The organism is Deinococcus proteolyticus MRP (assembly GCF_000190555.1).
GTDB classification, from domain to species: domain Bacteria; phylum Deinococcota; class Deinococci; order Deinococcales; family Deinococcaceae; genus Deinococcus; species Deinococcus proteolyticus.
Map to the genome: position 1 here is coordinate 1,885,929 of NC_015161.1, position 22,845 is coordinate 1,908,773.

Consider the following 22,845-nt stretch of genomic DNA (forward strand, 5'->3'; position numbering starts at 1 on the left):
CATTCTAAGGAGATCGGGGCCAACCCTGCAGGCCCAATTGTCCCCGGACCAAAGAGGCCTGTGACTTCTTTTCCTACTCGCTTAGCTCCCCACAGCATCGCCCACGAAACTGAAACACTCAGGCAGAATGGGGCAGGGCCGGGAAGACTCCCTCTGTAGCGAGTCTTCCCGGCCCCAGATACCCAACTTGCTGCTTACTGCGAGCGGTAACGGGCGTTGTCGCGCAGGTGCTCGTCGTAGGTATGGTTCACGTAAATCTTGCCGTCGGGCGCGTGCAGGAAGTACAGCGCGTCACGGCCATCGTCCATCTTGCGCTGGGCGTTCAGGATAGACAGCAGCGCCGGTTCGCCAGGGTTGTTGATGGGCGTTTTGGGCAGGCCCTGGCGGGTATAGGTATTCCAGTCGTGGTCGGTGGTAAAGTCACCGGCTCCGCGGTCCAGCTCCGGCAGGTCTTTGCCCAGGCCGTAGGCCACAGTCGGGTCGCTGCCCAGTGCGATGCCGTCGCGCAGGCGGTTGAGAAACACCCCGGCAATGATGGGCATTTCTTCGTTGTTGGCGGCCTCGGCCTGCACCATGCTGGCCAGTGTCACCCAGTCGTACACGCTCAGGCCCTCCGCTTTGGCCTGGGCCACCCGCTCAGGGGTGAACTCCTGGTTCATGCGCTCGGCCATCTCGGTCACGACTTCCTTGGCGCTGGCACCTTCTTTAAACTCGTAGGTGGCCGGGAACACGAAGCCTTCCAGATTCGTCTCGGCGTACTCGCTCAGCGAGGGGTCATTCAGCGCTTCCTTGATGGCGGCTGCATCAAAGCCCGACTTCTCGAAAATGGCCGGTAGGTCTTTGATGCGCCGGCCCTCGGGCACAGCCACCTTGACCGTGGGAATGCGGGGAGCGGCAGCCAGCGCTTCGGCCACCTCAGCCACCGTCATCTGGCCGCTCAGGTCGTACAGGCCTTCTTTGAGCGAGCCGTCCGTGCCGGCGCGGCGCATCTCGTAGCGCAGGGCGTCTGCGCTGCGGATCACCTCGTTGTCTTCCAGCTCCTGGGCCACAGCGGCCAGCGTGTCGCCGGACTTGACCTCCAGGGTATAGTCCCCGCCCCCTGCCGGCCCCGTCTGGCCGGTCAGAAGCCAGGCGGCCACCCCACCGCCCAGAATCAGCAGCATCAGCAGCGGCATTGCAATCTTGGCCCACAGCGGCAGGCCCCGGTCATGTCCCAGCCTGGTCATCGCTGGCTCCCTTGGCGAACATTCATTGCCTGTCAGAATACCCGATGTGCCGTCTGCAGAGCACTATGGATTACATTTGAGAACAGCCGGCATGAAAAAACCCGCCTGACGGCGGGCGGTTCTGCTGGAGCCAGAGGTCGGAATTGAACCGACGACCTACTGATTACGAATCAGTTGCTCTACCCCTGAGCTACACTGGCAGCTGCGAAAATTGTGGTGGCAACGGGCGGACTCGAACCGCCGACCCAACGATTTTCAGTCGTTTGCTCTACCAACTGAGCTACATTGCCGCGCTTCTCCCCAGGCTGGGGAGAACACCTCTGGCGGTCCGGACGGGATTTGAACCCGCGACCTTCTGCGTGACAGGCAGATATGCTAACCGCTACACTACCGGACCAGAGTGCCGCTTTAAGCAGCGGAGTAAAGGATAGCCGCCTCCCCCCGCTCTGTCAACTGCGTGACAGTACGCCGTCACCTTATCTGGGCCGGGGCTCAGGCCGGTCCAGCGGCAGGTCCAGCAGTGCCCGCACTGCCTGGACCGGCGTCAATTGCCCGGCCAGCACTTCGCTGCGCCGCTGTCCCAGGACCTGACTGCGGCCCTGAACAAAAGTTTTCCAGACCGCTTCACGCAGCAGCTCATCGAACCAGCCGGCTGTCTGGGTGCGGCGGCGGGCTGGGAGGTCCACGGTGCCGCGAAATTCCTGCACCGCTTCCCAGAATGCCTCTATCCCCTGACCGTTCAGGGCCGACAGCTGCAGCGCGCGCGGCCGCCACTCGGCACCGTGGGGGGTCAGCAGGCTGAGGGCTGCCGTCAGCTGTGACTGGGCCCGGTTGGCGGCCCTAGGGTCGGTGTCGGCCTTGTTGACCACCGCCAGGTCGCACAGCTCCATGATGCCGCGCTTGATGCCCTGCAGTTCATCGCCGGCATTGGGGAGGGTCAGCAGCACGAAGAGGTCGGTCATGCCGGCCACCTGCGTCTCGCTCTGGCCGACGCCCACCGTCTCGACCAGCACCACATCGTAGCCGGCGGCCTCACACAGCGTCATGGCCTCGCGGGTGCGCCGCGCCACTCCGCCCAGGGTGCCGCCCGACGGACTGGGCCGGATAAAGGCGCCGGGATGCACGCTCAGGCCTGGCATACGGGTCTTGTCCCCCATGATGGACCCGCCGGTCCGCACGCTGCTGGGGTCTACTGCCAGCACCGCCACCCGGTGACCCCGCTCTGCCAGCCACAGGCCCAGCGCCTCGATAAACGTACTTTTCCCGACACCCGGCACCCCGGTCAGCCCAATCCGCACCGCACCGCCCGCATGCGGACCCAGCTCCGCCAGCAGCGCCTGGGCTTCGGCCTCATGGTCTGGGCGGGTACTTTCTATCAGGGTGATGGCGCGGGCCAGGGCGCGGCGCTGCCCGGCCAGCAGCGGGGCGGCAAGGGGATGGGTGGGCATAGGCCCATGCTAAAGCAGTTTTCCGGACAGTCCCGGCAAGTCCAGGCGCTTGATTTATGCTGGAACCATGTTACTGACCATTCTGGTTCTCGATTCCGTCGGCGTGGGCGCCCTGCCGGACGCCGCCCGTTTCGGAGACCCGCAGCAGGGAGGCGACGTGGGCGCCTTTACGCTCAACCACACCCTGAAAGCCGCCCCGGTACTGCTTCCCAACCTGGCCCGCCTGGGCATCGGCTCTATTCCGGGAGTGGAGCGCGGCCCCGCCACCATTCCCGAGGTCGGGGACGCCTGCGGCGCCTTTGGACGCATGCAGGAAGTCAGCCCCGGCAAGGACTCGTCTACCGGGCACTGGGAATTCATGGGCATTCAGCTGGAAAATGCCTTCCAGGTCTACCCCCAGGGCTTTCCGCCCGAAGTGATGGCCCGCTTCGACGCGGCGACGGGCCGAGGCCACCTGTGCAACCTGCCCTACTCCGGCACCGAAGTGCTCAGCGACTACGGCGAAGAGCACCTGCGTACCGGCCAGCCCATCGTGTACACCAGCGCGGACAGTGTGTTTCAGGTGGCGGCCCACGTGGACGTGGTGCCGCTGGACACGCTGTACACCTGGTGCGAGGCGGCCCGCGAAATTCTGCAGGGCGAACACGCCGTGGCCCGCGTGATTGCCCGGCCCTTTACCGGCGCGGCCCCCGACTTCGAGCGGCTGAACGACCAGCGCCGGGACTACTCGCTGGTGCCGCCTCACACCGTGCTGGACGCTCTGAAGGCGGCCGGCAAGGCGGTGGTCGGCATCGGTAAGATTCCCGACCTGTACGCGGGCAAAGGCTTTACCGAAATGCACCACACCGACGACAACGCCGACGGTATCCGGCAGACCCTGGAACGGATGCACCGGGCACAGGCCGAGGGGCTGGACGGCCTGATTTTCACCAATCTGGTGGACTTCGACTCCAAGTACGGCCACCGCCGCGACCCGCAGGGGTACTCGGCCGCGCTGAAAGCCTTTGACGCTGCCCTGCCCGAATTCCTGGCAGCTGTGCCGGAAGGCGGCGCCCTCCTTATCATTTCCGACCACGGCAACGACCCCACCTGGTACGGCAGCGACCATACCCGCGAACACGGGCTGCTGCTGGGGTACCGCCCTGGCATGGCCGGGCTGACCGACCTGGGCACCCGGCAGACGTTCGCGGATATAGGAGCCACAGCCGCCGACGCCCTGGGCGCGGAGTGGAGCGGCCCCGGCCAGAGCTTCTGGGCACAGCTGCGTGGCTGATACGGGAGCTACGGGAGCGGTCAGCGGGCCACCGGGACTGTTTGACCTGAGCGGCGGCCTGCCCCACTGGGCGCGCGAAGGGGAAAGTTTCGAGCTGGCCCTGAGCCTGGGCGGGCAGTACGCCGGCGCGCAGCAGTGGAGCATTCACCCGGAGCGCGGGGCCGTGGTGGCGCGGGTGGAGACCGAGTTCGGCGGCGTGTTGCCGAACCTGCGCGTTCACCAGACCAGCCGGCTGCATCCCCGCACGCTGGCGCTGCTGGCCTATGCCGAGGGCGAAGGCACCCGCACCACCCTGGAACTGAGCCTGGATTACCGGGCGGGCGAACTGCGGCTGCGCCAGCGCGGCGAGGAGACGGACGCCCCGCTGGTGGCCGACTACCTGGACCCGGTTTCGCTGCTGCTGTGGGTGCGCGAGTGGCAGGCGGCACCCGGCGAGCAGCGGGTGGTGCGCCTGGCAGGCAGCGGAGTGCATGTGCGGCGGCTGCCGGATGAGGCGGTGGGAAGCGCAGCGGCCGAAGTGTTCCTGCTGCGCCCCGGCAGCGCGGGCGTATGGCGCTCGGCCCAGTCTCCGCAGCCCGCGCAGCCACGCACCTTCTTGCGCCTGACCCAGCCCACGCCGTTCGGGATGGTAGACGCCCAACCGGCCGAGCTGTGGAGCGGGCGGGCTGGAGCGCACTCAGGCCAGGCGGGTGGACGGGTGCGGCGGCGGGTGGGCTAAAGGCTGAAGGGCGTGGGAAGAGCCGAGGTCTCCAGGGACTCCCCGCCCTTACCGCCCGTTCAGCGTCCCCGCTATAGTGGCTGGCGATGCTTCCCAACGCTGCTGTCATCAACCAAGCCGCCGTCTTTACCATTGTCCTGAGCGGCCTCGCGCTGCTGGCAGGGGTGTACTTTATTCGCTCAGGCAACCGCGAAAGCCACATGCGGGCCATGCTGAGCGCCAGTGCCCTGGCCACGCTGTTTCTGGTGCTGTACCTGACCCGGCTGGCCCTGGGCTACGAGAAAGCCTACGCCGGCCCCGCCGAGTGGAAGCTGGGCTACTACGCCCTGCTCATCAGCCATATCGTGCTGGCCGCCGCCAACCTGCCGCTGGCTGTGATTCCACTGGGCTACGCCTATAAGGGCCTGAAGGCGGCCGGCAACCTGGCAAACGTGGACAGCAACCCGGTGGCCCGCGCCGCCTTCGATGCCCACCGCAAGTGGGTGCGCTGGACGGTGCCGGTATGGCTGTACGTGGCGGTGACCGGCTGGGTCATTTACCTGATTCTGGGCCGCTGGGGCGAGGTGATGCCGCACTAGCCGGCCCGGACGCTCCAGCATCTCTCATTTGCCGCCTGATACACTTCCAGACGTGACCGCTCCCGCCGCACCGCTGTCCGAGCCCACCGCTTCCGCCCCGGCCATCAGCCGGCCTTCACTGGTGGCCACCGGCCTGAAAAAGCAGTACGGGCGGCGCGAGGTGGTGCGCGGTGTCGACCTGAACGTGAACCCCGGCGAGATTGTGGCCCTGTTCGGCCCCAACGGCGCCGGCAAGACCACGACCTTTTACATGATTGTCGGATTTATCCGCGCCGGGGCGGGGCACATCGCACTGGGACAGCGTGACGTGACGGCGCTGCCCATGCACCAGCGGGCACAGCTGGGCCTGGGCTACTTGCCGCAGGAGCCGAGCGCCTTTCGCAAGCTCTCGGCCCGCGACAACCTCCTGGCGATTCTGGAATACCAGAAGCTGCCCCGCGCCGAGCAGGAGCGCCGCGCCGACGCACTGCTCGAAGAATTCGGCCTCAGCCACCTGGCGAACTCCTTCGCCTACCAGCTGTCGGGCGGGGAGCGGCGGCGGCTGGAACTGGCCCGCGCCCTGACCACCGACCCCGACTATCTGCTGCTGGACGAGCCGTTCACCGGCGTGGACCCCAAGAGCATCCGTGAGATTCAGCGCCTGATTCGTGAACTGCGCGACCGGCGGGGTATCGGCGTATTTATCACCGACCACAACGTCCGCGAAACCATCGCCCTGACCGACCGGGTGTATCTGATGTTCGACGGTCAGGTGACGTTCCAGGGCACCCCAGCCGAGTTCGCCGCCAACCCGGACGTGCGCGCCCACTATCTGGGCGAAGACTTCGAGCTGTAGGGGGAGCCGGCGGGCGCGGCGCATCGGGGCTCCATTTTCCCCGCTGGCCCCCTGCTAGACTCCGGGGCGTGCTGTGGCTGTTTCTGGGGTTCGTGGTTCTGCTTTCGGGGGTGGTGGCGTATGCCGCCGATGTCATCGCCCGTAAGGTAGGCCGCCGGCACCTGCGGATGTTCGGCCTGCGCCCCAAAGATACGGCCCTGCTGGTCGCGGTCCTGTCGGGCATGGGCATCAGCTTGGCCAGCCTGGCCACGTTCGGCCTGCTGAACCGTGACGCCATAGCCACCATTCAGCAGGCCCAGCAGCTGCGCCCCGAACTGGAACGCCTGCGTACCGAAATCGGGCAGGTGGGCGCAGAGCTGACCCGCGCCGAGGCCGGACTGCGCGCCGCCCAGCAGGAGCGCGACCAGGCGCAGCAGGCCGCGCAGGCGCTGGAAACCGAGTACCAGCAAGCCCGCCGCGACCTGAGCACCGCCCAGGCGGACCTGCAAGAAGCGCGGGAGACCGGTCAGACGCTGGAAGCCCGCGCCACGGCACTGGAAGACCGGGTCGCGGGCCTGCAGGCGCGCCGCAACGACCTGGAAGCCCAGGCCAGGCAGGCCCGCACGCAGCTCAGCAGCAGCCAAGACGAGCTGGGCCGCAGCCGCAGCCGTGCCCAGGCGCTGGACACCGAGGTGGCGCAGCTGGACCGGCAGCTGAGCACCCTGGAAGCCCAGGCCACCCAGGCCCGCGCCCAGGCAGACGCCGCTGCAGGACGTACCCGCGAAGCCGAGGGCCGCGCACAGACCGCCGAACGCCGTACCCGCGAGCTGCAGACCCGCGCCGAGGCTGCTGCCCAGCGGGTCGCAGGCCTTGAGAACCAGGTGGCTGACCTGGAACGCACCCGCCAGGGCCTGGAAGCCCAGCGCCAGCGAGCCGTGGCCGAGCGTGACAGCGCTGTGGCAGAGAAAAACAGTGCGGCGGCCGAACGGGACAATGCCGTGCAGGGCCGCGACGCTGCTCAGGCAGCCCAGGCCAGAGCCGAGGCCCAGCGTCAGGCCACCGAAACCGAGCGGGATGCCCTGGCCCGCGAGCGCGACGCCCTGCGCGGCGAAAGAGACACCCTGGCCCGCGAACGCGGCGCACTGATTGCGCAGCGCGGCGAGCTGCAAAGTGAGCGGGATACCCTGCAGGTCGAGCGGGATACCCTGCGGGGTGAGCGCGACAGTCTGCAAGGTGAACGGGACCGCGCCGCTCAGGAGCTGGCGGCCGTCCGCAGCGACGTGGCGCAGCTGCAGGCCCTGCAGCGCGACCTGCTGGACCAGCAGACCGAACTGGTGGCCGCCAACGCCACACTGGCTTCCGACCTGGTCAGCACCCGCACCAGCCTGGGGCAGCTGCAGGACGACTACTCCTCTACCCGCACCGAGCTGAGCGCCTCGCTGAACAGCGACCTGGCCTACACCAAAAACGAGCTGGTGTACTCCGGTGTCATCCGTACGCCGGCCGAGCTGGACGCTTTTCTGAGCAGCGCCTCACAGGCGGCCCTGGCGCGTGGGGGCAGTGCCGCCGAGCTGGCGGCCGGGTCGCGGGCGGGGCTGGAACATTCGGTGGGGTCGTTCAGTGCCGGGAGCTATGTGCAGTGCCGCGCCGCCGCCAACGTGCCCGAAGGCTTCGAGGTGAACCTCAGCTGCGAGGCCCGGCCCAACCGGGTGCTGTTTGCCGCCGGCGCAGCCGTGGCAGAAGGACAGGTGCAGCTGGGCGGCGACGCAGCGGCCCTGCAGCAGCAGGTAGAAGCCCTGACCGAGCGTGCGCGCCAGAATCTGCTGGCCCGTGGCCTGACGGAAAGCAACCTGGTGGGCAGCGCCCTGCCGGTCAGCGAGATGGTGGAATTGCTGGCAGGGCTGGTGTCGCTCTCAGAAGAGCGCCCGGCGGGCCGCGTGACGGTACGCCTGAGTGCCCGCAGCGACATCCGGCTTGACTCGCCGGTCAGTCTGCAGGCCGAAGTGGTCAGGCAGCCGTGAGCCGCTGAGTACGCCCAGCACCCCCGGCGAGAACAAATCAGCAATAGGCAAAACCAGGGAACAGCTGACCTCTGCCCTACCTGCCCCTTGCTCCGCCCTCGGCAGAGGAATGCCGCGCACGCTACGTGACACGACGCCCCCAGCTGGCCTTGCCCTTTCCCCTGCCCAGCAGCTGCATGAAACGCACTTCCCTGGCAGTCACAGAGAAGCCGTCTGAGCCGGCAGAAAAATCCCGCTCAGGCCTGGGGAGGCCGAGCGGGACCGTGCGGAGCCGAGAAGCGTTATTCCACCGTAACCGACTTGGCGAGGTTGCGGGGCTTGTCCACGTCCTTGCCCAGCGTTTCGGCCGTGTAGTAAGCCAGCAGCTGCATAGGCACTGCGTTCACGATAGGGCTAATCATCTCGTCGCAGCGAGGCACGTACAGGACATCTTCGGCGTGCTGGACATTCTCGGTGTCGCCGTCGCTGAGAATCAGGATAACCCGGCCGCCACGCGCCCGCACTTCCTGCACGTTGCTGATGGTCTTTTCCAGCAGGCGCGACTCGGTCGCCACCACGACCACCGGCAGGTGCTCGTCAATCAGGGCGATAGGGCCGTGCTTCATCTCGCCGGCTGCGTAGGCCTCGGCGTGGATGTAGCTGATCTCCTTCAGCTTCAGGGCACCTTCGTAGGCGGTGGGGTTGTTCACCCCGCGCCCCAGGAACAGGTAGTCGCGGGCCTGGTGGTACTTCTGGGCCACTTCGCGCACGCGGCCGAGGCGATCGTCACTCAGGGCTTCGGAAATCAGGCGGGGCAGGGCGCGGGCTTCGTGGACCAGCCGGGCCACTTCCTCCTTGCTCAGCGTGCCGCGCTGCTGACCCAGCCACAGCGCCAGCAGCAGGAAGGCGCTCACCATGCTGGTGTAGGCCTTGGTGCTGGCCACGCCGATTTCGGGGCCGGCGTGCACGTACAGGGTATGGTCCAGCTCGCGGGTCATGGAGCTGCCCTTGGCGTTGATGATGCCCAGGGTCTGGGCGCCGCCGCGCATCGCCTCACGCATGCCTTCCAGCGTGTCAATGGTCTCGCCCGACTGGCTCACTGCAATTGCCAGCGTCCGGTCGGTGACCACCGGCTCACGGTAGCGGTACTCACTGGCGACGTCCAGCTCCACCGGCACGCGGGCCAGCTGCTCCAGCAGGTACTTGCCGACCATGCCGGCGTAGTACGCCGTACCGCAGGCCACGATATGAATGCGGTCAAAGGAGTTCGGGTCCAGCTCAATGTCCAGCTCTACACTGCCCTGGTCGTCGTGCAAGCGGCCCAGCAGGGTGTTGCTGAGTGCCTGGGGCTGCTCGAAGATTTCCTTTTGCATGTAGGCGTCGTAGCCGCCCTTTTCAGCCGCTTCGGCGTCCCAGTCGATGGTTTCCACTTCACGCTGCACCGGGTGACCCTGCATATCAGTGATGCGGTAGCCGTCGTCGTTCAGAATGACCATGTCGCCGTCCTGAATGAACACCATTTGGCGGGTGTAGTTCAGCAGCGCAGGGACATCGGAAGCCAGGAACATCTCGCCTTCGCCCACGCCCATCACCAGCGGGCTGACGGTCCGGGCGGCCACGATCTCACGGTGGTCCTTGTGGGTCACCACCAGGGCGTAAGCACCGCGAACTTTGGCCAGAGCGGCGCGCACAGCTTCTTCAAGGTTGCCGACGTAGGCTTCCTCAATCAGGTGGGCCACGACTTCCGAGTCGGTGTCGGACCGGAACTGGTGGCCGCGCTCCAGCAGGCCTTCTTTCAGCTCCAGATAGTTCTCGATGATGCCGTTGTGCACCAGCACGATGTCACCGTTCTCGGTCGCATGCGGATGGCTGTTGGTGTCGTTGGGTGGGCCGTGGGTGGCCCAGCGCGTGTGCCCGATACCGAAAGTTCCGGGAAGCGGGCTGTGTTCCAGGTCCGCGGTCAGGTTGGCCAACTTGCCGGCCTTCTTGCGGGTGGCGATGCAGGCGCCGTCGCCCACAGCGATGCCAGCGCTGTCGTATCCCCGGTATTCCAACTTGCTCAAGCCCGAAATCAGAATGTCCTGAGCATTGTTAGGGCCGATATATCCAACGATTCCACACATAAGGTTCTCCTCCGGCGGCCTGTATAGCCCGCCTGGACGTTCCCGGTCAGCAACCGGGAAAAAAGGGTGATGGTGTCTGTTTACTGTACTCCGCCGGTATGTCGCTGGAAGGTCACTACGCTGGCCTTATACCTCAGTCGCCTGAAGGGTTATCGCCGCGCTTGCCCCTGGTCAGACCGTGGGGCCGGGTCGGTGGGTGCCGCCACCGGAAGGCATCCGCAGAAACTCGCTCACCTTCACCTCGTCTTCTGAGCCGGCATCTTGCCGCAGCCCAGACCTTGCGCTTCCCGTATGTGAAATAAGGCACCTCGCTTATTTCGCGGGGCAGCATAGCACGCCCGACAGCAAAAGCATGGCCCTCACCGGCCGGCCGGTCTCCAGCAAAGCTTCAGAAACCAGGCCGGCCGCGGCTGCTCAGCCTTCCAGCTCCGCGTACTGCCGCAGAATTTCAGCGTGCATAGGGTCGCTCTCCGGGAGCCCGGTCAGGGCTGCCACCGTCGCCGCGAGGCCATCACGCTCCAACGCGGCCTGCATTTCCTGGGCCTGCGAATCCTCTGCACTGCGGAAATGCAGCGCCGCTGCCGCCCCGCGCAAAAGGGCATCGGCCGGCAGCCCCAGGTCGCGGGCCATGCGGGCCGGGCCAATCAGGCGCTCCTGCGGTCCCAGCTTGCGGATGGGTTCGCGTCCCACCCGCGTGACTTCGTCGTGAATATGGGGGTTCTTGAAGCGCTGCTCAATCCGCCCGATATATTCGGCGTGCTCCTGCGCGCCGAACCCGTGGGTCTGCACCAGGGCTGCGCCGCTTTGCTGCATGGCGGCACGCACCTGCTCGGCGGTCTGCTGATCGGCCATGGCGCTGGCCACCGTGTCCAGACCGCGCAGAGACCCCAGATAGGCGGCGATGGCGTGCCCCGTGTTCAGCGTATAGAGCTTGCGCTGCACATAAGCCATCAGGTCATCAGTGACTTTCATGCCCTCAATCTGGGGAATGTCGCCCCGGAACCCCGGCCCTTCCACGTACCACTCGTGAAAGTCCTCTACCCCTACGTCCAGCAGGTTTTCGCCCTGAAACGGCGGAACGATGCGGTCCACACTGGCGTTGGGAAAGCCCACGTTCTGCTCCAGATAGGTGCGGCCCGCTCCACCAATATGGCCCAACACCTCGTCACGCAGGAAGCTGCTGGCGCCTACCTTGTTCTCGCAGGCAATGATGTTCAGAGGCCCAGCGCCGGCCGCAGCCCGCGCCTCGATGCCGCGTGCCAGGGTCGGGGCAATGACCTTGAGCACGTTCGGGCCGACCGCCGTGGTGATCAGGTCCGCGCTGGCGATGGTCGGCACAAGTTCAGGGCCACTGGACAGAATCCCGCTCACCCCCGAGATGTGCTCGGTCCGGGCGTTCTGGTCCAGGATATGAATGTCGTATTCGCCTTGCTCGCGCAGAGCGGTAATGACCTGCTCGTTGATGTCGGCAAAAATGACCCGGTAGCCGCTCTGGGCCAGCAGGGCCCCGATAAAGCCCCGGCCGATGTTGCCTGCCCCGAAGTGCAGCGCCACCTTGCCGGAATTGGGCCGGGCTCCATGCATCTGGGTCTCCTGAGCCTGAGAAGCTTGTGCCGGTTGAGAAGCCGTCTGATGTGCTTGGGTCATAGTCAATCTCCTTTGCGTGTTGGGATGAAAACAGCAGGCGCGGCAGCTGCCGAACGCAGCAGGCGCCGGGCTCCTGTAGCTCTTATTGCACTGGGCCCTTATTGCATCTATTGTGCGCCATCGCGCCCGCCCCGCCAGCGGTCCGAAAGGGCAGCGGCGGACGCCCTGTGCCTAAGGAAAAACCGTAGGGATGGTGTCCCCACGGTGCTTTGAACTACCCTCAGGCTCCGGTAAAGGCGCGGTAAATCTCGTCCGGGTCGGCTGTACAGGCCAGGCGAGCGGCGGCCTGCTCGTCTTCCAGAGCGCCGGCGATATTCGCCAGAATCTCCATATGGTCGCCGCCCTGACCGGCAATACCGATGACCAGATAAGCCGTCTGGCCGTCAAAGTCCACGCCCTGCGGGTACTGGTTCACCACGATGCCGCTGGACTTGATGCGGGCTTTGGCCTCATCTACGCCGTGCGGAATCGCCACACCGTTGCCGATGTAGGTGCTGACCACTTCTTCGCGCTGCAGCATGGCGGGGACATACTCAGGGTCCACGTACCCGGAAGCGACCAGCATCTCGCCGGCGCGGCGGACGGCCTCGTCACGGGATTCGCTGCCCAGACCCAGGCGAATGTTTTCGCGGCGCAGCACACTGCTGGGTTCACGGCCCGGCTGTGCGGCCGTGGCCTGCGGCGCGGCTACTGCGGAAGCCACCTGCGCCACCGGCTCTCCCTGCACCACCTGTACTGCGGGCTGGGCTCCGGACACGGCGGCGGCCGCCACAGGCGCAGCGACGCCCGCTTTCAGCTCATCAATCATGCGGTCGTAGATGGGGTTGCCCACAAAGTTGTCAATCGAGACATGCTGAGCGCCGGGCTGCTTGCTGCGGGCGCGGCTGGTCAGGTTCTGCTGGGTCACCACAATGTCCGCGTCGGCGGGGATGTTCTCGATAGACGTGTTGGTCACCTCGATAGGCAGGCCTGCCGCCTGGACCTTTTTGCGGAAGCCGGTGGCTCCCATCGCGCTGGAACCCATGCCCGCGTCACAGGCGAAGACAACCTTGCGGACCGGGCGAGCCCCCAGGGCGCTCACGTCGGTGGTCACTCCGCTGCTGGCCGCCGCCGGAGCGCTGGCTGCCGGGCTGCCCTTCATGGCCTTGGAACCGCTCTGGGCAGCGGCGAGGTCATCTTCGGTGTAGGTGGCGCCGCGCAGAATAAGGGCCGAAATGGCGAACGAGACGGCCGCCGCCACCACCACGGCCAGGATATTGGCCAGGAAAGCGTCACGGGGCGTCAGCGCCAAAATGGCGAAGATGCTGCCAGGCGAAGCCGCCGACACCAGCCCGCCGCCCAGGGCCACCAGGGTGGCGATGCCCGCCATGCCGCCGGCAATCACGGCGAGCAGCAGTGCAGGACGCATCAGCACGTAGGGGAAATAAATCTCGTGAATGCCGCCCAGAAAATGAATGATGGCCGCGCCGGGTGCCGAGGCCTTGATGGTGCCCTTGGCAAAAGCCCAGTAGGCCAGCAGCACGCCCAGGCCAGGGCCAGGGTTGGCTTCCAGCAGAAAGTACAGCGACTTGCCGGCTTCGGCGACCTGCTGGGTGCCCAGCGGGGTCAGAATGCCGTGGTTGATGGCATTGTTGAGGAACAGAATCTTGCCGGGTTCGATAAACAGCGACACCAGCGGCAGCAGGCCAGCGCTTACCAGCCACTGCACGCCGCCGGAAATCAGGGCGCTGAAGCCTTCGACCACCGGCCCAATGGCATAAAAGCCCAAAATGGCCAGCAGCGCACCGATAATCCCGGCCGAGAAGTTGTTGATAAGCATCTCGAAGCCGGCGGGAATGCGGTGCTGCACCGCCCGGTCAAACTGCTTGATGACCCAGCCAGCCAGCGGTCCCATGATCATGGCCCCGATGAACATGGGGATATCGGTACCAACGATGACGCCCATCGCGGCAATGGCACCCAGCACACCGCCACGGTGGTCAGCGACCAGCTTGCCGCCGCTGTAAGCAATCAGCAGCGGCAGCAGATAGGTAATCATGGGGCCGACCAGACCTGTGTGGGTCTGACCTGCCGCGTCCTCGAAGCCCCCCAGCAGTGGGTTGGGCAGCCAGCCGGTCTTGATAAACAGGGCGGTAATCAGGCCCCAGGCGATAAAGGCGCCGATGTTCGGCATTACCATAGCGCTCAGGAAACGGCCGAAGAGCTGCACGGCATCCTTGCCCCCAGAACGTGAATCGGTAGAAGTGGTCATGATGTTCCTCTTTTCAGGAAAAGCGAAAGGCGGCGAACTATGCCATGCGGCCGAGAAAACGGAAAGGTCAGATGTTTTGCAACAATACTGTATCCCTTCACAGGCGTAAGCCGCATGATCGCAGTGTGCTTCCGGAATGCCAGTTCATAGATATATTTCTCTAGCAGCAGCGGAAACCGAAAGGATCGGCTGCTCCTTCCTACGGGTAGCCACGGCCGGACCCGAAAGCAGGGGCCGGACCAAACTGTAAGGGATAGCGGGCTGCAGTTCTCAACATCACATGGGCTAGCATGAGAGCCGGAGAGTGTCTGATGCCCACCTATATCTACAAAAACCTGGAAACTGGCGAACTGTATGAATTCAAGCAGAGCATGAAGGACGAAGCCTACACCCAGCACCCGGAAACGGGCGCTCCGGTCAAGCGCGTCATCTCGCCGCCAGCCATCACTTTCAAGGGCAGCGGCTTTTACGTGAACGATTCACGCAGCCCAGCCGGCGAACAAACCGGGGGCAGCGGCAGCGGAGACAAGGGATGACCCAGCCACGCCCCCAACGCTCGCTGCGCCCCGTGCTGGCCGGCCTCCTGATTGCAGGTGCGGCAGCCGGAGCCTACGTGACCGGGCAAGTCAGTGCCCAGCGGGCGCTGGTGGTGCCGGATGAAATCAATACCGTCGAGGTCGTGCGTGCGGCCCGCACGGCAGTGGTGCAGGTCAACAACACGCTGGCCCCCGAAGCGCTGATGCCCGGCGACGATCCGGTCGAAGTGGGCACCGGGTTCTTTTACAAAAAGGACCTGATCGTGACCGCCTACCATGTGGTTCAGGACAGCGAAAACCTCACCGTCACCCTGCAAAACGGCCGCACGGTCCCGGCCAAGGTGGAAGGCGTGGACCCCGGCATCGATGTGGCGGTGCTGCGGGTCACAGCGGTCGGTGCGCCAAGCACGCTGGAATTCGGGTCCAGCGCCGCGCTGGTGCAGGGGCAAAAGCTGATTACCATCGGCTCACCGTTCAAAATTCAGAACTTCGTAGGCACCGGGACGTTCAGCGTGATGGCCCCCGCCTCGCAGATTCCCCGCTCCGACAACCTGGCGAGTGAGGTAGGTGAATACATCATCAGCACCAACAGCATCCAGGGCGGCAACTCCGGCGGCCCCATTCTGGATTCACGCGGCGCGGTGGTGGGCATCGCCAACGCAAACGCGGCCGCCAACTCTATGGCGGCAGGCCTGATCGGTATCAGTATTCCAGGCGACCTGGTCAAGCAGACCCTCAGCGACCTGGAACGTACCGGCGCGCCGCAGCGCGGCAACCTGGGCGTGACCCTGGTGGCGCTGGAAGACCTGGACCCCGCCCTGCGCCAACTGGCGGGCCTGGTCAGCAACCAGGGCGTGCTGGTAGACGAAATTCAGGCCGGCAGCCCTGCCGGACGCGCCGGCCTGAGGGGTTCGCTGCGCAACTCGCGCGGGCAGCTGCTGGCCCCGCTGGGCGACATCATCGTGGCGGTGGACGGCCGCCCGGTCAGCCAGCCGTTCGACGTGACTTCGCTGGTGGCGGCCAAACGCCCCGGCAACGTGGTGCGCCTGACCGTATGGCGCGGCGGCCGCCGCCAAGACCTGAATGTGACCCTGCAGCAGCGCAGCCTGGAAGAGTTCCAGTCGCAGAGCCAGGGCAGCGCGGCCAGCCCGGCTCCGCAGGACCTCGGCCCCCAGGGACCTGCCGGGCAGCCGCAGCAGCCGGGGTCCGGGCTGCCGGGTCAGGGCCAGCAAGGTTCTCAGGACAGCGACGAGCTGATTCCCGTTTCGCCCTGAACTGCCCGCTGCCCCTGGCCTATTCCAAGTCGTCGAAGCGGTGAATCCACGCCGCTTCGGCGTCGCCGGCCGGATGGTGGTGCGCCGCCACCAGGGCCGCCACCCGCTCCCGGCCGCCCGCCTCGCGCACCAGCGCCGCACCCCATTCAGCATGCCGCGCCCGCACCTGCGCTGGCTTCCAGGGCAGCCGGCGGGCCAGGCGGTGAGGCAACAGGCCCGCCCCCACCCGCTCCCAGACACGGTAGGGGTGGACCAGTTTGCCGCAGTCGTGCAGCAACGCGGCGGCCAGCAGCTCCGGACTGGCCTGCGAAAAGCCCGCTTGCAGCGCCTGCGCCACCCGCACGGCATGTTCGCGGTCGCGGGCATCCATCCGCAGGTACAGCCGGCCCTCGGCGGGGGTCAGGCGGACCAGTGCCCAGGCGTCGTCGGGCGTCGCCTGCGACTCGCGGAGACTGCGGCGCAGGCGGCGGAGCTTGTCGGGCAAGGAGCGCAGCCGGGGCATGACCTTCAGTATGCGCCGGGGGCAGCCTGCCGCCTTCTCCGGCCCGGCGTGCTGCAGGCGGCAGCCCGCCTGAACCTGGAAGCATCTGCCTGCGCGCACCCCGTTCCGCCTCCTCTTCATCAGGCGCGGTGACAGCTGCGTATAGTGCCTGACATGGGAAGTTTCGTGATGGCGACCGGCGGCACCGGCGGACACATTTATCCGGCGGTGGCGACCGCGCAGGAACTGATTCGGCGCGGGCACAGCGCGGCCATTCTGGGCCAGCGCGGCGGCATGGAGGAAGGCGCCGCTGAGCGGGCCGGACTGGAATTCTTCGGGGTGGAGGCCGGCAAGCTGGCCCGCAGCGGGCAGGGCCGCCCCGACCCGCGTGAGCTGCTCAAGGCGGCCGGCGGCGTGGTGCAGGCGCGGCGCTGGCTGGCCGGGCAGCGCCCCGGCGCAGTGGTGGGCTACGGCGGCTTCGCCAGCCTGCCGGGGGTTCTGGCCGCGCAGAGCTTAGGGATTCCCACCGTGCTGCACGAGCAAAACGCCCACCTGGGCCTCACCCAGCGGTTGGCCGCCGGCCGTGCCCGCGCGGTCGCCACCGCTTACGAGGAGGTCATCGGCTTGCCGGCGGGCAAAGGGCGCATGGTGGGCATGCCGGTGCGCGAGGAGCGCGTGGAGCGCGGCGAGGCCTTCGCACGTCTGAACGCTGCCGGGCTGGCGCTGGAGCCGGGGCGGCTCACCCTGCTGGTCATGGGCGGGTCACAGGGTTCGCTGGCGCTCAACGAGGGGGTGCCCCCGGTGCTGCGTGAAATCCTGGCCGGCGGCACCCTTCACGGCGAGCCGGCGCAGGTGCTGCACTCCACCGGGCCACGCTGGGCAGACAGCGTAGCGCCCAGCGTGGCAGACTTGCCCTGGTATCACGTCACCGGCTTTGTGGACGCGCCCTCTGCCTGGAGCGCGGCGGACCTGGGCATTACCCGCGCCGGCACCGGGACGCTGGCCGAAGCGGCCTTCCACGGCGTGCCCCTGCTGATGGTGCCGCTGCCCGAATCGGCCGAGAATCACCAGTTCCACAACGCACAGGCCGTAGAAAAAGCGGGTGCAGGCCGCCTGGTCCCGCAGGATACCCTCAGCCGTGATTTGGGAAAGCGGGTGCTAGAGTGTGGTCTGTCAGGCACGCGCAGCGAGATGCGGGAGGCCGCACGGCGGCGCTCACCACAGGGTGCCGCGGCCCGGCTGGCCGACTTGGTCGAACAGCTGTAAGTCTCCCAGCGCTCCACCATAGCTGTCCGTCAGCGCCCCTGCCGCACCCTTCCACCATGACCAAACTGTTTACTGCTGAACATCCTTCTCCCCGAGATACCCACATCCACCTGATGGGAATCGGCGGCATCGGCGTCAGTGCCTTTGCCCGGCTGCTCAAGGCCCGGGGATACCACGTTTCCGGCTGTGACGCCCAGGCGTCGGAGCTGACCCGCCAGCTGGAGGCCGAAGGCATTACCGTGCAGCTGGGCCACGACGCCGCGCACCTGCAGGCCCACTCCGGCGAACCGGCGGTCAGCGTGCTGGTCGCTTCCGAGGCGGTGCCCAAGACGCACCCCGAGGTCTGCGCCGCGCTGGACGCCGGTATCAGCGTGCTGCCACGGATGCAGCTGCTGGCCGAACTGCTGGAGGCCGGTCCCTCGGTGGGGGTCATCGGCACCCACGGCAAGACCACCACCAGTTCCATGATTGCCGTGGCGCTGGCAGGAGCCGGCCTGGACCCCGCTGCCTTCGTGGGCGGTATCGTGCCGGAATTCGGGGCCAACGCCCGCGCTGGTCAGGGGCCATTCGTGGCCGAAGTGGACGAATCCGACCGCCGCTTCGCTCAGCTCAGCTGCGAAACGGCCGTCTTTACCAATGCCGAAGACGACCATGTGGGCGGCAACCAGGCCACCTACTGGGAGACGGTGGAAGAGCAGCACGCCGGCTTTGCTCAGTTCGTGTCGCAGGCCAAGCGGGTGCTGTACTACGCCGACTGGCAGGGGCTGGAGGGCCGCAGCCTGGAACATCTGGTGGCCGGCTGCGCCGAGCAGCTGTCTTACGGGGTGGCGGAAGGCTGCACCTACCGCGCCGAGAACCTGCGGCCCGACCCAGGCGGCACCAGCTTTACCGTGACCTGCCGGGGTGAAGTCCTGGGGCAGGCCCGCGTGAGCCTGCCGGGCCACCACAACGCCATGAACGCACTGGCGGCGCTGGCCGTCACCCACCTGTACGGCGGTGACTTCGGCCGGGCGGCACTGGCCCTGGCCGCTTTCAAGGGTCCAGGCCGGCGCTGGCAACATATCGGTGAGCTGCACGGGGCTCAGGTGGTCGACGACTACGCCCACAACCCCACCAAGCTGCAGGCGGCTGTGCAGGCGGCGCAGCAGACCGGCCGCCGCGTCCGGGTCGTCTTTCAGCCGCACCGTTACCTGCGTACCCAGCAGTCCTGGCCCCGCCTGGCCGACGCCCTGATGAGCGCGGACGAGGTGATGGTGCTGGATATTGCGGCCGCCGGCGAGCTGCCGATCGAAGGCATTCACTCGCAGCTGATTGTGGACCGTATGAGTAGCAGCGGGCATACCAGCGCCAGCTACTGGCCCCAGCGCGGCGACGTGGTGGACTACCTGCGCCGCACAGCAGGCGAGGGCGACATCATCGTGACCATGGGCGCCGGCGACGTCTGGCAGCTGGCCCGCCAACTGGTCGAACCGGCCGATGAACCCCTGCCTCCTCTGAAGGAAGCCCGGTGACCGGCATGCAGCTCGCTGCCGCGTCCGGCCAGCCCTCGCCCAGCCGCCTGGGCACCCGCGTGGAGCGCTTGCCGCTGGCCCGCTACACCACCATCGGCGTGGGCGGCGAAGCGGAAATCTGGTTCGTGGAGACGCTGGAAGCCCTCGCCGAAGCGGTGGAGCAGCCCTACCGCATCCTGGGCGGCGGCAGCAATCTGGTCATTGACGACAGCGGCGTGCCCGAGCGGGTCATCCGGCTGTCTGGTCCTCTGGCCAAAGCCGACCTGACCCCCGACCCCGAGCTGAGCGACCCCGCCAGCGGCCTGATTGTGACCGGCTGGGTGGGGGGCGGCACTCCTTTGCCGGGCCTGCTGCGCAAGTTGCAGGCGCTGGGCTGGAGCAACCTTGAAGGTACCGTGGGCATTCCCGGACAGGTGGGCGGTTCGGTGTGGATGAACGCCGGCACCCGCTTTGGGGAGATGTTCGACGGCCTGCACACCATCGAAATTGTGACGCCTCAGGGCGTGCGGCAGGTGACGCCGGACGACCTGAACTGGGGCTACCGCAACAGCGACATTCCCCGTGGGCACATCATTTCGCGGGTGCGGCTCAAGCTGCAGCAGAGCACTCCCGAAGCGGTGCGCGAGCGCATGGAACAGGCCGACGCCGCCCGCAAGGGCCAGCCCAAAATGAAGACGCCGGGCTGCGCCTTCAAAAATCCCGGTGGCGTGAGCGCCGGCCTGCTGATTGACCGCGCCGGCCTGAAGGGCGAGCAAATCGGGCAGGCCCGTATCGCCCCGGAACACGGCAACTTCATCGTGAATCTGGGTGGCGCGACCGCTGCCGATGTCCTGGGCCTGCTGCGGCTGGTTAGGGGCCGACTGGCTCCCGAGCTGAGCGGCCCCCTGGAGCTGGAATACGAAATCTGGCCCGAAGAAGCTGCCGCCGACCTGCGCTGATTGCCTGCACGCCCGGCGTGGTGGCCAGCGCAAGCGGGTCTGCAGAATGCGATTTATCTCACGGCAAAAAGGTTAAGATGGATTTATGTTCCGCCGTTCGTCATCAGATTCCAGACCTGTCCGCAAAAAGTGGCACCCCGACGACGAGGAAACCGTCCTGCACGATGGGCTGGACGACTCCGGCAGCCCGGCGGGAGATGACCACTCCTGGGAAGAAACTTGGGTTGAGCCGGCGGCGCATATGCCGCTGTCCCAGCCGGAAGACCGCCTAGAGGGGGCTGAGGAGGCTGAGCCGTCTCCGGCGGCCCCAACACTCCCTGACGAGGACGGGTCCACCGCTGCAGCTCCTGCAGCCCCACCCCCAACTCAGCTGGAGCCTGCGCCTGCCGCTTCCAGCCGCCCGCGCAGGCGCTTTTCTCTGCCACGGCGCCGCCCGCCTACGGCCGCTCCTGCACCGGCCACTGAAGCGGCAATAGACCCTGCCGTGGACCCCGCCATAGTCCCGGTTCCGCCCTACGCTGCTCAAGCCGCACCGCCGGCAGAAGCGCCGGCCGACTCGCTCCAGGGCCAGGACGCAGGTCTCCGCGGCAGCGTGCGTTGGGGATGGGTCTTTCTGCCGCTGGCCATGCTGGGGCTTGCCGCGTCCTGGTTTGCCCTGCCCATCCGTGAGGTGGCGGTCAGTGGGAACCAGCACCTCAGCGCCGAGGCAGTGGTGCGCGCAGCCGGGGTGGGCCAGAGCAGCGGCTGGCTCTACTACGGAGCGCGGCAAGCGGCGGGCCTGACCCGCGAACCCTGGATTGAATCGGCCGAGGTCGTCCGGCAGTTTCCAGGGCGGCTCAGCATCCGTATCACCGAGCGCCGCCCTTACGCGGTGCTGCGCGAGTCGGGCCGTCAGCCGGTGGCGGTGGCCCGTGACGGCACCCGCCTGCCCGGCGCCGCCCTGCCGGGCACCTTTCCCACGGTCAGTGGCTGGGGGCCGGAGCGAACCGGCGACGCGCTGGCCGCGCTGGAAGCCCTCGCGCCCTACCATGTACAATCGGTGGAGTACACTCCCTCTGGTCTGGCTGTCAAATCTGCAGAAGGCTCAGCATGGAGCGGCGACCTCGAATCTCTGCTGAAATACGCCGGAGCATTGGCGGAGTATCCCAATCAACAAATTCACATCTACCCCTGGGGGGTGAGCGTCCAGGAATGAAGGACAACCGAATGATTGTAGGCCTGGATATAGGCACGACCAAAATCACTACCGTGATCGGCGAACTGGCCGGCGACGGCAGTGTCGACATTATCGGCCAGGGCAGCGTGCCCAGCGAGGGCCTCAAGCGCGGCTCGGTCGTGAACTTGGAGCGCACGGTGCAGGCCATCAGAGAATCGGTCCACCGCGCCGAGCGGGTGGCCGGTGTGAAGGTGGAAAGCGCTTACGTGTCGGTGGCCGGCAACCATACCAAGGCCATCACCAGTCACGGTCTGGCGGCCATCCGCCGGGGACACGAAATCACCGACACCGACGTGCACCGTGCCATCGAAAATGCCCAGGCCGTGCCACTTGACCCCAACCTGGAAGTGCTGCACACGCTGCCCCAGGAGTATGAGGTAGACGGTCAGGAAGGCATCAAGAGCCCGGTCGGCATGCACGGCGTGCGGCTGGAAGTGGACGTGCACATTGTGGCCGGCACTGCTGGGCCGCTGCTGAACCTGCGCCGCTGCGTGCAGGAGGCGGGCCTGCGGGTCGACGGCTTCGTGCTGCAGGCGCTGGCGTCGGGGCTGTCCACGGTAGATACCGGCGAGCAGAGCCAATCGGTCATCGTGATTGACATGGGCGGCGGCACCACCGACATCGGGGTGTTCCGCCGGGGCAACCTGGCGCACAGCGCATCTATCCCCATCGGCGGCGACCATGTCACGGCCGACCTGGCGCAGATTCTCAAGATTCCGATGGAAGAGGCCGAGGACGTCAAACGCCGCTACGGCGCAGCACTGCCCGAAATGGCCGACGCCGACCTGACCCTTGAAATCACCACCGGCCAGGGCAAGACCCATGCCCTCAGCGCGCAGGAACTGTCGCGGGTCATCAAGCCGCGCATCGCTGAAATCTTCGGCATGATTCGCGACGAGATTGACCAGACGCTCGGTCCGGTCGAGCTGATTGCCCAACACGTGATTCTGACCGGCGGCGCCAGCAAGCTGCGCGGCACGCCCGAACTGGCCCGTGACCGCTTCCGGGTGCCGGTGCGCCTGGGCAAGCCCGGCAACATCGGCGGCCTGATTGATATCGTCAACGGCCCGGAATATGCCGCTGGCGTAGGCCTGGTGCTGTTCGGCCTGCATGAAGATGGCCGCCTGGTCGCTCCTGCTCCCACACCGCTGCCCGAACCCGAGCCGGAGCCTCAGCCCAGCAAGCCGCTGCTCAAGTCCAAAAAGGACCGTGAGCGTGAGCCGGAGCCACAGCCTCAACCGGCGCCCCAGCGTGCAGAGCGTCCGCAGCGTACCGAACGCCCCCGGCCACCAGAGCCTCAGCCCGCGCCGCAGCGTGCTGAAGTGTCGGCCGCCCCGGTGCAGCAAACGGTGGTGCGGACCTCGCCCCAGGCGCAGGAACAGCACCCGCCGGCACCGGGCCACAAGCCCAGCCTGATGGAAAAGCTGCGTAGCTGGTTCAGCGACTGGCTCTGAGCAGGGAGGGGCGGCAGAGCTGAAACGGGTCCGCCGCCCCTCTCCTACCGCGCTACACTGCGGAACGTAATCTCTATGTTTTAGGCTGCCT

General features: G+C 66.8%; 18 protein-coding genes and 3 tRNA genes. 12 read left to right on the forward strand and 9 right to left on the reverse strand.

Going from position 1 to position 22,845, the window contains the following annotated elements; translation table 11 throughout:
- Positions 1-194: 194 nt before the first annotated feature.
- The 5 genes from mltG to meaB all read right to left on the reverse strand — a co-directional run bounded on the left by mltG (position 195) and on the right by meaB (position 2,674).
- Positions 195-1,226 carry an endolytic transglycosylase MltG gene (gene mltG / locus DEIPR_RS08975; protein WP_013615513.1) on the reverse strand — a complete coding sequence of 344 codons (1,032 nt, stop codon included), beginning with the start codon at positions 1,224-1,226 and terminating at the stop codon, positions 195-197.
- 125 nt (positions 1,227-1,351) lie between these two features.
- A tRNA-Thr gene (locus DEIPR_RS08980) sits at positions 1,352-1,426 on the reverse strand.
- 14 nt (positions 1,427-1,440) lie between these two features.
- Positions 1,441-1,516: transfer RNA gene (locus DEIPR_RS08985), tRNA-Phe, on the reverse strand.
- 31 nt (positions 1,517-1,547) lie between these two features.
- Positions 1,548-1,623: transfer RNA gene (locus tag DEIPR_RS08990), tRNA-Asp, on the reverse strand.
- A gap of 79 nt (positions 1,624-1,702) precedes the next feature.
- The gene (meaB, locus tag DEIPR_RS08995) at positions 1,703-2,674 is read right to left on the reverse strand and encodes a methylmalonyl Co-A mutase-associated GTPase MeaB (RefSeq protein WP_013615514.1); all 972 of its coding nucleotides are present in this window, start codon (positions 2,672-2,674) and stop codon (positions 1,703-1,705) included.
- A 67-nt stretch (positions 2,675-2,741) separates the two neighbouring features.
- Here meaB and DEIPR_RS09000 point away from each other — a divergent pair, with 67 nt between their 5' ends.
- From DEIPR_RS09000 to DEIPR_RS09020, 5 genes are all read left to right on the forward strand, one after another.
- On the forward strand, positions 2,742-3,947 hold the full coding sequence (locus DEIPR_RS09000; protein ID WP_013615515.1) for a phosphopentomutase: 1,206 nt from the start codon (positions 2,742-2,744) through the stop codon (positions 3,945-3,947).
- Positions 3,940-4,665, forward strand: coding sequence for a hypothetical protein (locus DEIPR_RS09005; protein WP_013615516.1), 726 nt, complete (start codon positions 3,940-3,942; stop codon positions 4,663-4,665). The genes DEIPR_RS09000 and DEIPR_RS09005 overlap by 8 nt, the downstream gene beginning before the upstream one ends.
- Before the next feature lie 86 nt (positions 4,666-4,751).
- Positions 4,752-5,243 (forward strand): DUF420 domain-containing protein, encoded by a 492-nt coding sequence (locus tag DEIPR_RS09010; protein WP_013615517.1) that lies wholly within the window; start codon positions 4,752-4,754, stop codon positions 5,241-5,243.
- A 52-nt stretch (positions 5,244-5,295) separates the two neighbouring features.
- Positions 5,296-6,078: an LPS export ABC transporter ATP-binding protein gene (gene lptB, locus DEIPR_RS09015; protein WP_013615518.1), complete on the forward strand. Its 783-nt coding sequence runs from the start codon at positions 5,296-5,298 to the stop codon at positions 6,076-6,078.
- A gap of 68 nt (positions 6,079-6,146) precedes the next feature.
- A complete protein-coding gene (locus DEIPR_RS09020; RefSeq protein ID WP_013615519.1) occupies positions 6,147-8,078 on the forward strand; it encodes a DUF3084 domain-containing protein in 1,932 nt (643 codons plus the stop codon).
- Between the two features lie 281 nt (positions 8,079-8,359).
- Here DEIPR_RS09020 and glmS read toward each other — a convergent pair whose 3' ends face one another.
- From glmS to DEIPR_RS09035, 3 genes are all read right to left on the reverse strand, one after another.
- A complete protein-coding gene (gene glmS / locus DEIPR_RS09025) occupies positions 8,360-10,180 on the reverse strand; it encodes a glutamine--fructose-6-phosphate transaminase (isomerizing) (protein WP_013615520.1) in 1,821 nt (606 codons plus the stop codon).
- 414 nt (positions 10,181-10,594) lie between these two features.
- Positions 10,595-11,827, reverse strand: a complete 1,233-nt coding sequence (locus DEIPR_RS09030) for a mannitol-1-phosphate 5-dehydrogenase (RefSeq protein WP_013615521.1) — start codon at positions 11,825-11,827, stop codon at positions 10,595-10,597.
- Between the two features lie 220 nt (positions 11,828-12,047).
- The gene (locus tag DEIPR_RS09035) at positions 12,048-14,078 is read right to left on the reverse strand and encodes a PTS mannitol transporter subunit IICBA (RefSeq protein ID WP_013615522.1); all 2,031 of its coding nucleotides are present in this window, start codon (positions 14,076-14,078) and stop codon (positions 12,048-12,050) included.
- A gap of 311 nt (positions 14,079-14,389) precedes the next feature.
- Here DEIPR_RS09035 and DEIPR_RS09040 point away from each other — a divergent pair, with 311 nt between their 5' ends.
- Together DEIPR_RS09040 and DEIPR_RS09045 are read left to right on the forward strand one after the other, a co-directional pair.
- Positions 14,390-14,614, forward strand: coding sequence for an FmdB family zinc ribbon protein (locus DEIPR_RS09040; RefSeq protein ID WP_013615523.1), 225 nt, complete (start codon positions 14,390-14,392; stop codon positions 14,612-14,614).
- Positions 14,611-15,888, forward strand: a complete 1,278-nt coding sequence (locus DEIPR_RS09045) for a S1C family serine protease (protein WP_013615524.1) — start codon at positions 14,611-14,613, stop codon at positions 15,886-15,888. The genes DEIPR_RS09040 and DEIPR_RS09045 overlap by 4 nt, the downstream gene beginning before the upstream one ends.
- Before the next feature lie 19 nt (positions 15,889-15,907).
- Here DEIPR_RS09045 and DEIPR_RS09050 read toward each other — a convergent pair whose 3' ends face one another.
- Positions 15,908-16,390, reverse strand: a complete 483-nt coding sequence (locus DEIPR_RS09050; protein ID WP_041222055.1) for an HD domain-containing protein — start codon at positions 16,388-16,390, stop codon at positions 15,908-15,910.
- 153 nt (positions 16,391-16,543) lie between these two features.
- Here DEIPR_RS09050 and murG point away from each other — a divergent pair, with 153 nt between their 5' ends.
- From murG to ftsA, 5 genes are all read left to right on the forward strand, one after another.
- Complete coding sequence (murG, locus tag DEIPR_RS09055) at positions 16,544-17,635, forward strand: undecaprenyldiphospho-muramoylpentapeptide beta-N-acetylglucosaminyltransferase (RefSeq protein ID WP_041222056.1); 1,092 nt, start codon at positions 16,544-16,546, stop codon at positions 17,633-17,635.
- A gap of 56 nt (positions 17,636-17,691) precedes the next feature.
- Entirely contained in the window at positions 17,692-19,146 is a 1,455-nt protein-coding gene (gene murC / locus DEIPR_RS09060) for a UDP-N-acetylmuramate--L-alanine ligase (protein WP_013615527.1), read from the forward strand.
- 5 nt (positions 19,147-19,151) lie between these two features.
- Positions 19,152-20,084, forward strand: coding sequence for a UDP-N-acetylmuramate dehydrogenase (locus DEIPR_RS09065; RefSeq protein ID WP_013615528.1), 933 nt, complete (start codon positions 19,152-19,154; stop codon positions 20,082-20,084).
- Positions 20,085-20,169: 85 nt separating this feature from the next.
- Positions 20,170-21,279 (forward strand): cell division protein FtsQ/DivIB, encoded by a 1,110-nt coding sequence (locus tag DEIPR_RS14620; RefSeq protein ID WP_013615529.1) that lies wholly within the window; start codon positions 20,170-20,172, stop codon positions 21,277-21,279.
- On the forward strand, positions 21,276-22,754 hold the full coding sequence (ftsA, locus tag DEIPR_RS09075; RefSeq protein ID WP_041222058.1) for a cell division protein FtsA: 1,479 nt from the start codon (positions 21,276-21,278) through the stop codon (positions 22,752-22,754). The genes DEIPR_RS14620 and ftsA overlap by 4 nt, the downstream gene beginning before the upstream one ends.
- Positions 22,755-22,845 lie beyond the last annotated feature (91 nt).

Coding starts and splice junctions, on each gene's coding strand:
- mltG (WP_013615513.1), bottom strand. CDS start 1,226: ATGACCAGGCTGGGACATGACCGGGGCCTGCCGCTGTGGGCCAAGATT.
- meaB (WP_013615514.1), bottom strand. CDS start 2,674: ATGCCCACCCATCCCCTTGCCGCCCCGCTGCTGGCCGGGCAGCGCCGC.
- DEIPR_RS09000 (WP_013615515.1), top strand. CDS start 2,742: ATGTTACTGACCATTCTGGTTCTCGATTCCGTCGGCGTGGGCGCCCTG.
- DEIPR_RS09010 (WP_013615517.1), top strand. CDS start 4,752: ATGCTTCCCAACGCTGCTGTCATCAACCAAGCCGCCGTCTTTACCATT.
- glmS (WP_013615520.1), bottom strand. CDS start 10,180: ATGTGTGGAATCGTTGGATATATCGGCCCTAACAATGCTCAGGACATT.
- DEIPR_RS09030 (WP_013615521.1), bottom strand. CDS start 11,827: ATGACCCAAGCACATCAGACGGCTTCTCAACCGGCACAAGCTTCTCAG.
- DEIPR_RS09035 (WP_013615522.1), bottom strand. CDS start 14,078: ATGACCACTTCTACCGATTCACGTTCTGGGGGCAAGGATGCCGTGCAG.
- DEIPR_RS09040 (WP_013615523.1), top strand. CDS start 14,390: ATGCCCACCTATATCTACAAAAACCTGGAAACTGGCGAACTGTATGAA.
- DEIPR_RS09045 (WP_013615524.1), top strand. CDS start 14,611: ATGACCCAGCCACGCCCCCAACGCTCGCTGCGCCCCGTGCTGGCCGGC.
- DEIPR_RS09050 (WP_041222055.1), bottom strand. CDS start 16,390: ATGCCCCGGCTGCGCTCCTTGCCCGACAAGCTCCGCCGCCTGCGCCGC.
- murG (WP_041222056.1), top strand. CDS start 16,544: ATGGGAAGTTTCGTGATGGCGACCGGCGGCACCGGCGGACACATTTAT.
- murC (WP_013615527.1), top strand. CDS start 17,692: ATGACCAAACTGTTTACTGCTGAACATCCTTCTCCCCGAGATACCCAC.
- DEIPR_RS09065 (WP_013615528.1), top strand. CDS start 19,152: ATGCAGCTCGCTGCCGCGTCCGGCCAGCCCTCGCCCAGCCGCCTGGGC.
- DEIPR_RS14620 (WP_013615529.1), top strand. CDS start 20,170: ATGTTCCGCCGTTCGTCATCAGATTCCAGACCTGTCCGCAAAAAGTGG.
- ftsA (WP_041222058.1), top strand. CDS start 21,276: ATGAAGGACAACCGAATGATTGTAGGCCTGGATATAGGCACGACCAAA.